Genomic DNA, 9,259 nt, shown 5'->3' on the forward strand with positions numbered 1-9,259 from the left:
AAACTTCATAATTTTGTCGAGAAATATTATTGTAACTTATAAAGTGGACGAGTTAAGTCAATTCAGATTTATACCTTGAGCAAGACGGCTTCTTGTTCATTTTCCACCCCCAGCTTTTGATAACTTTTTCAGCAAACCCGATTTACTCTGCTGTCAGTTACAACTGACCATCGCCCAGGGAGAAAACGAGACGCGGGGATTTGTGAGTTTGCGCGATCGCCTGCGATCGATTCTCGACGGACTGACGGACAAAGCCAACATCAACCCAGTTCGCGAACAGCTCGATCGCATTGAGGACGCCCGAGAGGAATCTTGGTGGATAAACGTCACTCCGACGATGTTGGAAGCATTGCGGCGACATCTGCGCGATTTGGTTCGGTTTGTCGATCGCGATCTCCAGAACCTCGTCTATACCAATTTCAACGACGACGTGGGGGAGATCGAGGAAGTGGAAACGCCCCTGCAACCGACGGGATACAGTTTAGAGCAGTACAAGCGCAAGGTGACGGCCTTTATTCGCAACCAAGAAAACCACGTGGCGATCGCCAAACTCAAGCGCAATCTCCCCCTCACCGAAAGCGACCTCGACGCCCTCGATGCGTTACTCTCGAGTCCGGAGGCGATGATGGCGATCGAAAGCCGCGAACAGTTCGAGAGTCTCTACAAACCCGAGAAGAATTTAAAATGGTTTATCCGTGAAATTGTCGGTTTAGATCGCCAAGCTGCCCGCGCCGCCTTCGAGCAGTATCTCGACGGTTCTCGCTTTAACGCCAATCAAATTAAGTTCGTCGAAACGGTTGTTGAATGGTTGACGCAGAACGGAGCGATCGATCCGGGTTAACTATACGAACCGCCGTTTTCCAATTTGGCAGCGGACGGGGTAGACGGGCTGTTTGGGGAAGCGGATGCAGACGACCTGTTTGCGATCGTCGAGTCGATTAACGGGGCGATCGATGCGTACAGCGACATTGCTTAAAAAAACAATTCGCCTCACCCCAAATCCCTAAATTCGTCCAACGCTTCCAATAACTGGGCTTCCGCCTCTTCCGTCAGGTGGCGCCTCAAATGTGTTGTGCGTTTTGCAGGATTCGGAAAGCGTCTAAAGTGCGATCGCTCCCCTTGAGGAAATTCTCAAAATTCCAACAATCCCCAAAAAAACCCCGTAGAGTCCCGATCTCAAAAGACTTTACGGGGTGAATTGTTTTGAGGTTTCGAGCTTTGAAGAAGTGGGGAACGAGTCATGAGGAGAATTTCTCCCCCTCTACCTTGCTTCAGAAACTCCCCCTCTGAAACTAGGCGTCGTAATAGAGCATGAACTCAAACGGATGCGGACGCAGACGAATCGGGTTGACTTCGTTATCGAGTTTGTACGTGATGTAATTGTCGATGAAGTCTTCCGTGAACACGCCGCCTTCGGTGAGGAACTTGTGATCGTTGGCTAACGCGCTCAGCGCACCTTCGAGAGAACCCGGCGTAGACGGAATCTTGCTCAGTTCTTCGGGGCTGAGTTCGTAGATATCCACGTCGAGGGGTTCGCCGGGGTGGATTTTGTTTTTGATGCCGTCGATACCTGCCATCAGCATCGCAGAGAAGCCGAGGTAGGGGTTGGAGGTGGCATCGGGGCAACGGAACTCGATACGTTTGGCTTTGGGATTGCTGCCGGTAATGGGAATCCGAATCGACGCCGAACGGTTGCCTTGAGAGTAAGCCAAGTTCACCGGGGCTTCAAAACCGGGAACCAGACGTTTGTAGGAGTTCAGTGCGGGGTTGGTAAACGCCAACACAGACGGCGCGTGTTTCAGCAAGCCGCCGATGAAGTACAACGCCAAATCGCTGAGATCGGCGTAGTTGTTGCCGAAGAACAGCGGTTGTCCGTCTTTCCAGATGGACATATGAGTGTGCATCCCGCTGCCGTTGTCGTTGAAGACGGGTTTGGGCATGAACGTCGCCGTTTTGCCGTATTTGCGAGCGACATTTTTAATGACGTACTTGTAAGTCAGCGTGTTGTCGGCAGCTTGGATGAGTTCGGCAAAGCGCATCCCCAGTTCGCACTGTCCGGCGGTGCCGACTTCGTGGTGGTGTTTTTCGATGGGAACGCCGCATTCGGCCATCGTCAGCAGCATTTCGCTACGGAGGTTTTGCAACGTGTCAGACGGACCGACGGGGAAGTAACCGCGTTTGTAGCCGGTTTTGAAGCCGAGGTTGCCGCCTTCTTCGATGCGACCGGAGTTCCACAGACCTTCGCTCGAATCGACGTGGTAGTACCCTTCGTGTTCGTTTTGGTCGTAACGAATATCGTCGAACACGAAAAATTCCGGTTCCGGTCCGCAGTAGACGGTATCGCCGATTCCAGTAGATTTGAGGTATTCGAGGGCTTTCCCGGCCACCGAGCGCGGATCGCGCTCGTACCATTCGCCCGTTCTCGGCTCTTTAATGGCACAGAGCATACTTAGGGTTGGCACTTCCATGAACGGATCGATCCAGGCCGTGGTGGCATCTGGAACCATTGCCATGTCGGAGGCGTTGATGGCTTTCCAACCCCGGATACTCGAACCGTCGAAGGCAACCCCCTCGGTAAAGGATTCTTCTTCGATCAAGCTGCGATGAAACGTGCAATGCTGCCAAATTCCGAACAAATCGACAAATTTTAAGTCGATGAGTTCGATATTTTCGTCTTGAATCATTTTCAAGACGTCTTGTGGCGTTTGAGGCATCTCTTATACTTCTCCCTAACTAATCCATGTAATGCGGGGCGGCCGGGGTTGTTTCTCCAGACGGTACGTGTTGCACGCACGCGACGGCTCTGCCTAACGAATACCTGACTCATCGTAGAGACAGGCGTTGTAAGAATTTGTAACTTTTTATACCAATTAAGCGTAAAAAATGATAAAGATTACAATACTGCTGTTGTGCTTGCCGCTGCTGTACCTGTAGGCAAACCGCAGATTCCGCAGGATTGAGATGAGAAAGAGCGGCAACTCCTGGGTATAAACTATTGTTGAGTTTCCAAAAGTGCGCGTCACAATTGGAAAATAATAGATCGAACGAGATCCAGATTTAGAAGAAGAGGACTTTCATGCAGGACGCGATTACAACGCTGATTAAAAATTACGATTCGACCGGACGTTACTTCGATCGCGATGCGATCGACCGCCTGAAGTCTTATTTTGAGACGGGTACGGCACGGGTGCAAGCGGCGGCTGCCATTAACGGACAAGCGGCGGAGATCGTCAAGGAAGCGGGATCTCGCTTGTTTGCCGAACAGCCGGAACTGATTCGTCCCGGTGGAAGCGGCTACACGACTCGTCGCTATGCTGCCTGTTTGCGGGATATGGACTACTATCTCCGCTATGCTACCTATGCTTGGGTCGCTGGGGATACGGACGTTCTCGACGAGCGGGTACTGGCCGGTTTGAGAGAAACTTATAATTCTCTCAACGTGGCGATCGGACCGACTGTCATCGGCATCGGCATTCTCAAAGAGATCGTGCAGGCGAAAGCGTCTGAAGCTGGCATCGAAGATACGTCGTTTATTGACGAACCGTTCGATCGCATGATTAGCGTGTTGGGCGAAAAAGATATTTAAGAGCTTTCTCAAGCAGTTGGCGGTTGTGGTTATCGCACCGCCAACTTTTTTATGCAGTTCGGACGACCGAAGTTATCTTTGAATTGAGTCGAGTTCGTTACTTAAGGCTACCCAATCTTTAACGCTTAACCGTTCGGCTCGAATTTCGGGTTCTAGGTTTTGTTTCTCTAAAAATTCCATTAAGCGATCGCGATCGACCAAACTTTTTAAGTTATTTCGTAACATTTTTCGTTTGTTTGCAAATCCTACTTTCACTAAGGTTGACAGCCATTTGGGATTTTCAGCCGGAGTCGAAATGTTCCGTGGTGTAAGTTTGACCACGGCAGATTCTACTTTTGGCGGTGGGTAGAAGGCTTTTCGGGGAACGGAACAGACAATTTCGCAGTCGGCGAGGTACTGCACCCGCACTGACAGCGCACCGAAGGCTTTTGAACCGGGTTTCGCACAGAGGCGATCGCCGACTTCTTTTTGTACTAGCAAGACGATCGAGTCGTAAGGGTTCGGATTGGGTTTGGCAATTTTTCCGAGGAGTTTTTCTAAAATCGGGCCGGTGATATTGTAAGGAATATTAGCGACGACCTTATTTTGATGGTGAAATATCTCGGGAGCGACGTTTAACGCCTCCGGTACATCTAAGTCTAAGAAATCTCCTTGTAATAATATAAAGTTTTCGATATCGCCGAATTTTTTGACCAGCTTTTGGCATAAATCGCGATCGAGTTCCACCGCCACCAGGGATTTCACTTCGGGAAACAGCCGCCGCGTCAACACGCCTTGTCCAGGCCCGATTTCTAATACGCGATCGCTGCTTGACAACTGGGCGGCTTCGACGATTTTATTGAGAACGGCATCGCTACGAAGCCAATGTTGAGCGAATCGCTTTCTAGGTCTCATCAATAGAACAGTTTAATACAAACGCAATCTTTAATTATTGCATGATACCGTGCTAAAAACCCGGCATTTTGAAGATGCCGGGTTTCTGGAAGCCTAAGTCAGATTTACTGAGATGCCGCCGATTTTGCCAAAATTTTCGCTTGTTCGACTAAACGCATAAACTCGGTGCGATAGCCTTCTGCATCTTCTCCTCGGGAATTGCGGGCTAAGTCTAACGTCTCTTCCCAAGTGGCATCGCCTTTGTAACTCGAATCCCGTAACAACATTCCGAATTCTGCCACCGACGCGGCGAAGCGAAAATCGTCCGAGGTGGCATCGAGGCGAATTCCTTTATCGAGAAGCGGTTGGGTAATTAACTCCGATGTGTCGCCGTCGGGTTCTTTGTACCGCAATTTCACCAACATCAACTCGTCACTGTCGGCGGCTTCGGGCGAAACTTCCGTATCTTGGTATCTCAAATCATCGACATCGGGAAGGTTGACGTCAGTTTCTGCCCCGACGGGAATCACTTCGTACAACGCCGTGACGGAATGCCCCGCCCCCAATTCTCCGGCGTCTTTGGTATCGTCGTTAAAGTCGCGATCGCTCAACAGGCGGTTTTCATAGCCGATTAATCGATACGCCAAGACTTTACTGGGGTTGAATTCCACTTGAATTTTGACATCTTTGGCGATCGTCAGCAGGGTTCCCCCGATTTCGGTGACTAACACCTTCTTGGCTTCTAGCAAACTGTCGATATAGGCGTAATTTCCGTTGCCGTGGTTCGCCATTTGTTCCATTTTGGCATCTTGTAAATTGCCCGTTCCGAAGCCTAAAACTGTTAAAAAGATGCCGTTGTCTCGCTTGTTTTCCACCAAACGCACTAACGCCCCTTCGCTGGAAACGCCGACGTTGAAATCGCCGTCGGTAGCGAGAATCACGCGGTTGTTACCGTTTTCGATAAAATTCTCTCGGGCGAGTTCGTAGGCTTTTTCGATGCCTTCTCCGCCAGCGGTGGAACCTCCGGCTTGTAATTGGTCTAAAGCATTGAGGATAGTGTCTTTTTCGCTTCCGGGGGTAGGCGGAAGAACCACACCCGCAGCCCCGGCGTAGACAACGATCGATACACTGTCGGATTCGTCGAGTTCGTTGACGAGAAGGCGAAAGGCAGATTTGAGTAAGGGGAGTTTGTCGGGTTGTTCCATGGAACCCGAAACGTCGAAGAGGAAGACGAGGTTACTCGGAGGGAGGTTTTCGGTGTCTACCTCTCGCCCTTGTAACCCGATTCTGACGAGTTTGTGGCTGCGATTCCAGGGGGCTTCGGAGACTTCGGTGGAAATGGCAAAGGGAACGTCGCCTTCGGGTTGGGGGTAATTGTAGGAAAAATAGTTAATGAGTTCTTCGATACGAACGGCGTCTTTGGGGGGGAGTTGCCCCATTTCCAAAAATCGGCGAACGTTACTGTAGGAGGCGCGATCGACATCGATCGCAAATGTCGAAAGGGGTTGCGATCGCACCAGTTGAAAGTCGTTTTCTTCAATGGGGTTGTAATCCTCCCGGTTGAAGTCTTCGGTTTCGGCGATGGGGGCTTCTGGGGCTGTTGTTCCGGCTTCTTCCGTTGCTCTATCGTAAGAGGAGAATTGCTGACGTTCGAGGGTTTCTGAGTACTCCTGTCCTCCGCAACCGACGAGACTCTGTAAGACAACGATCGCACTTAAGACGAAAATGGGTTTGAAACGGGCGGACATAATGCGTTTACCTCCAGTTGCGATCGCCTCCACGCCAACGCTAACACGGGAATTTATCAATTGTCTCGACGGTTACGGTTTGTGAAACCGCGAAAATCTCAGGGGCGATCGCCTGCGGTAAAATCGAACTCTAGACCAATTCTCTACGCGATCGAAACACCATGCCTTACATCGGAGTGCGCGGCGTCGAACATTACTATGAATGGATTCCCGACTCCTCTCCGTCTGGAAACAAACCCGTGTTGGTGTTTTTGCATGGTTGGGCGGGTTCGGCGAGATATTGGCGTTCGACGGCGGCGGCGTTGGGCGATCGCTTCGACTGTTTGCTTTACGATATGCGAGGATTCGGGCGTTCTCGGCTTCCGAAATCCGTGAGTCTCGATTACGAATTGGAAACCTACGCCGACGATTTGGCGGTGTTTTTAGACGAAATGGGACTCGATCGCGTTTCTCTCAACGCGCATTCGATGGGGGCGTCGATCGCGACGTTATTCCTCAATCGCTACCCAGAACGGATCGATCGCGCCATTCTCACCTGTAGCGGCATTTTTGAATATAACGAAAAGGAATTTACGACGTTCCACAAATTCGGAAAACTCGTCGTTCAGTTTCGTCCCAAATGGCTGGCATCGATTCCTTTAATGGATCGAATTTTTATGGCACGTTTCCTCAAACGCGAAATTCCCTCGACAGAACGTCGCGCGTTTTTGGCGGATTTCTTAATGGCAGATTACGAGGCGGCGTTGGGAACGATTTATACGTCGGTGAGTCAAAAAGCGGCTGAAACGATGCCCGGTGAATTTTCTCAGGTTCGGGTTCCAACGCTGTTGGTTTCGGGGGAATTCGACCAGATTATCCCGGCTAAAATGGGACGAGAAGCGGTTGAGAAAAACGAAAGTAAAATTATTCAATACGTGATGCTTCCCAATACGGCGCATTTTCCCATGTTGGAAGACGCCCCGAATTATTTAAAAATCGTCCGCGAATTTCTCGAGGTTTAACAGTTCGCGATCGATTACTCAGTAGGGTTTCTCAGAAAGTGGCGACTTCCCAGAGTTTTTTTTGAAAGGGCGAGATCCCCGGCATCTCCGAGATGCCAGGGATCTTATTAAGTGAAGTCAACACTCACAATGCCTAATCGTGTTTCCACAACAACCGCAACGCAATCAAGGCAAATCCCAACGCTGCAAAACCTTTGAGAAGCTGTGTCGGCAGCAGTTGCGCGACACCTTCCCCTGCGAGAACGCCCAAAAAACTCGCCAAAAGTAACGCCCCCGCAGTTCCAAAAAAGACGGCTTGAGGCGATTTAGAACTTCCGCTGAGGGCGATCGCTGCCAGTTGGCTTTTATCGCCAAGTTCGGAAATAAAAACTGCGAAAAACGTCAATCCTAGTAAGTTCAAATCCATTTGTTTTCTCGAACGTTAAAACTTAGAAGTCTTCTCAAATTCTTGCGAAACGTTAGGTGTAGATCGTTTCACCTAGCAGCAAAATGGAAATGAAAATGAGGAGAACGGCGGCGAGAGTTTCGATCGTGTCTTCCGACACGCGATTGGCTAACCAACGACCGAGGAGAACGCCGATTAAACTGGTGAGGACGAGGGCGGAACCCGCACCGAGAAACACTACCCAAGGCGATTTCGATTCCGCCGTCATTAACAATGTGGTGAGTTGGGTTTTATCCCCCATTTCAGCAAGAAAAATGGTGAAGAAGGTGGAACCGAAGACGGTCACAGCCGATCGCGGAATTCCGTTTTTCGGTGTTTCGGGGGATTGGGGGGCGTCGGTGGTGGGTTCTGGAGTGGGAGTCGAGGTTTTCACGGGTGATGGCTGCGATCGAAAACTTCAAGTGTTGTAACACTTGTTGTAATTTTACAAAGAATTGGGTAATTTGGCTTAGCGAGGGCGCAGGATGCGAGGGATTCCCACAGCACGATCGAACTTTAACCGTTCTAAGCTGCGATCGCCATAAATGTCGTCGATATGTTCCCGACAGCATTCGATGGCGAATTCGTTTAAGTCCTGGCGATCGATCCCGTAGCGACGTTCGTATTCCTCGGCGTCAACTCGACAGAATGCGGGGCGATCGTCGTAAATCCGACATTCTCGGGTTTGGCGATCGAAATTGCGACACCAACCGTCGGATTCCACGAGGCTGAGATACTGTTGGAGTTCGTCAGCGGTCAGATAATCTTCTAAATCCGGTCGTTCGTCCGGGGCGAGGTAGCAACACGCTCCACATTGTTTGATACATTGCCAGGTAGCCACGCGATCGCTCTCCTAGGGTCGAGGGTCTATATCGAGCTTAGCGGGTTTTCGCCGTCCCTGTCGCGGCGGTTCCGGGGGACGAGAGACGAAATCCTGGGAAAATCTGGGGGCGATCGTCTTATCTTTCGATTTTTTGTATAGTTTTGTAAACTTTATTAAAATCCGACGGGGCTAAGCCAGTAAGATGTTAAACGGCATTTACAGCGATTTATAATTTAGCCCTGTTTCGTCCGATTGGGAGAACTCTATGGAAGCTTTAGCATCAATTAACTGGGAACCCATTATTCAATTAACGCTGGTGGGTCTGATCGTGGTCGCTGGTCCTTTGGTGGTTTTCGTTCTCGCCTTTCGAGGCGGCGACCTCTAAAACGGTCTTTACATTTATCGTTCTGTTCCTCCACCTTGGCTCGATCGACTTGTGCGATCGAGCTTTTTCCGCTATCGGCAAGACAAACTATAAAATGGAGGAACACTCCTTGAGTGCGATCTCCAAATCACGCAATACCAAAATTGCACTCTGAGTTCCAAGGATCTCGATCGATCGTGATGTGTATAGTCGATCGAGTTAATAAACTGAATTCTATCAAATCTGGGATTACCATTCAAAACATAAACCCAATACTCTAATTATATCATTTATCATTTATGGCTCTTCCGATTTTGTTATGCAAAAAAATACTAATTTAACCCCAATTCCGATATTTGAAATTCAAAGCCGAAATTCTGTAAAGCTTGCAGAACTTGACATAGAGCGATCGATTAATGTAGAATAAATTTAATTATTTA

10 protein-coding genes are annotated in these 9,259 nt (G+C 49.6%); 4 read left to right on the top strand and 6 right to left on the bottom strand.

The window, feature by feature from the left end; all coding sequences use genetic code 11:
• Positions 1-202: 202 nt before the first annotated feature.
• Complete coding sequence (locus POG22_RS23035; RefSeq protein ID WP_498907269.1) at positions 203-841, top strand: type I restriction-modification enzyme R subunit C-terminal domain-containing protein; 639 nt, start codon at positions 203-205, stop codon at positions 839-841.
• Positions 842-1,292: 451 nt separating this feature from the next.
• On the opposite strand, the gene glnA is transcribed toward POG22_RS23035, so the two are convergent.
• Positions 1,293-2,714, bottom strand: a complete 1,422-nt coding sequence (gene glnA, locus POG22_RS23040) for a type I glutamate--ammonia ligase (protein ID WP_063719539.1) — start codon at positions 2,712-2,714, stop codon at positions 1,293-1,295.
• A 362-nt stretch (positions 2,715-3,076) separates the two neighbouring features.
• On the opposite strand from glnA, the gene apcB reads away from it, so the two are divergent.
• Positions 3,077-3,586: an allophycocyanin subunit beta gene (gene apcB / locus POG22_RS23045; protein WP_017659747.1), complete on the top strand. Its 510-nt coding sequence runs from the start codon at positions 3,077-3,079 to the stop codon at positions 3,584-3,586.
• Positions 3,587-3,658: 72 nt separating this feature from the next.
• Here the strand turns inward: apcB and rsmA are convergent, their stop codons facing one another.
• Positions 3,659-4,480, bottom strand: a complete 822-nt coding sequence (rsmA, locus tag POG22_RS23050; RefSeq protein WP_082901933.1) for a 16S rRNA (adenine(1518)-N(6)/adenine(1519)-N(6))-dimethyltransferase RsmA — start codon at positions 4,478-4,480, stop codon at positions 3,659-3,661.
• A 104-nt stretch (positions 4,481-4,584) separates the two neighbouring features.
• Positions 4,585-6,207 (bottom strand): vWA domain-containing protein, encoded by a 1,623-nt coding sequence (locus POG22_RS23055; RefSeq protein WP_063719537.1) that lies wholly within the window; start codon positions 6,205-6,207, stop codon positions 4,585-4,587.
• Positions 6,208-6,368: 161 nt separating this feature from the next.
• Here POG22_RS23055 and POG22_RS23060 point away from each other — a divergent pair, with 161 nt between their 5' ends.
• Entirely contained in the window at positions 6,369-7,208 is an 840-nt protein-coding gene (locus tag POG22_RS23060) for an alpha/beta fold hydrolase (RefSeq protein ID WP_498907270.1), read from the top strand.
• A 133-nt stretch (positions 7,209-7,341) separates the two neighbouring features.
• On the opposite strand, the gene POG22_RS23065 is transcribed toward POG22_RS23060, so the two are convergent.
• From POG22_RS23065 to POG22_RS23075, 3 genes are all read right to left on the bottom strand, one after another.
• Entirely contained in the window at positions 7,342-7,614 is a 273-nt protein-coding gene (locus POG22_RS23065; RefSeq protein ID WP_017659723.1) for a TMEM165/GDT1 family protein, read from the bottom strand.
• Positions 7,615-7,666: 52 nt separating this feature from the next.
• On the bottom strand, positions 7,667-8,026 hold the full coding sequence (locus POG22_RS23070; RefSeq protein ID WP_063719535.1) for a TMEM165/GDT1 family protein: 360 nt from the start codon (positions 8,024-8,026) through the stop codon (positions 7,667-7,669).
• A gap of 75 nt (positions 8,027-8,101) precedes the next feature.
• On the bottom strand, positions 8,102-8,473 hold the full coding sequence (locus tag POG22_RS23075) for a YkgJ family cysteine cluster protein (RefSeq protein ID WP_017659725.1): 372 nt from the start codon (positions 8,471-8,473) through the stop codon (positions 8,102-8,104).
• Between the two features lie 247 nt (positions 8,474-8,720).
• Here POG22_RS23075 and psb30 point away from each other — a divergent pair, with 247 nt between their 5' ends.
• Positions 8,721-8,840 (top strand): photosystem II reaction center protein Ycf12/Psb30, encoded by a 120-nt coding sequence (gene psb30, locus POG22_RS23080; protein ID WP_017659726.1) that lies wholly within the window; start codon positions 8,721-8,723, stop codon positions 8,838-8,840.
• Positions 8,841-9,259: the final 419 nt, after the last annotated feature.

This window comes from Geitlerinema sp. CS-897 (assembly GCF_028368005.1).
In the GTDB taxonomy this organism is placed as follows: domain Bacteria; phylum Cyanobacteriota; class Cyanobacteriia; order Cyanobacteriales; family Geitlerinemataceae; genus Baaleninema; species Baaleninema simplex.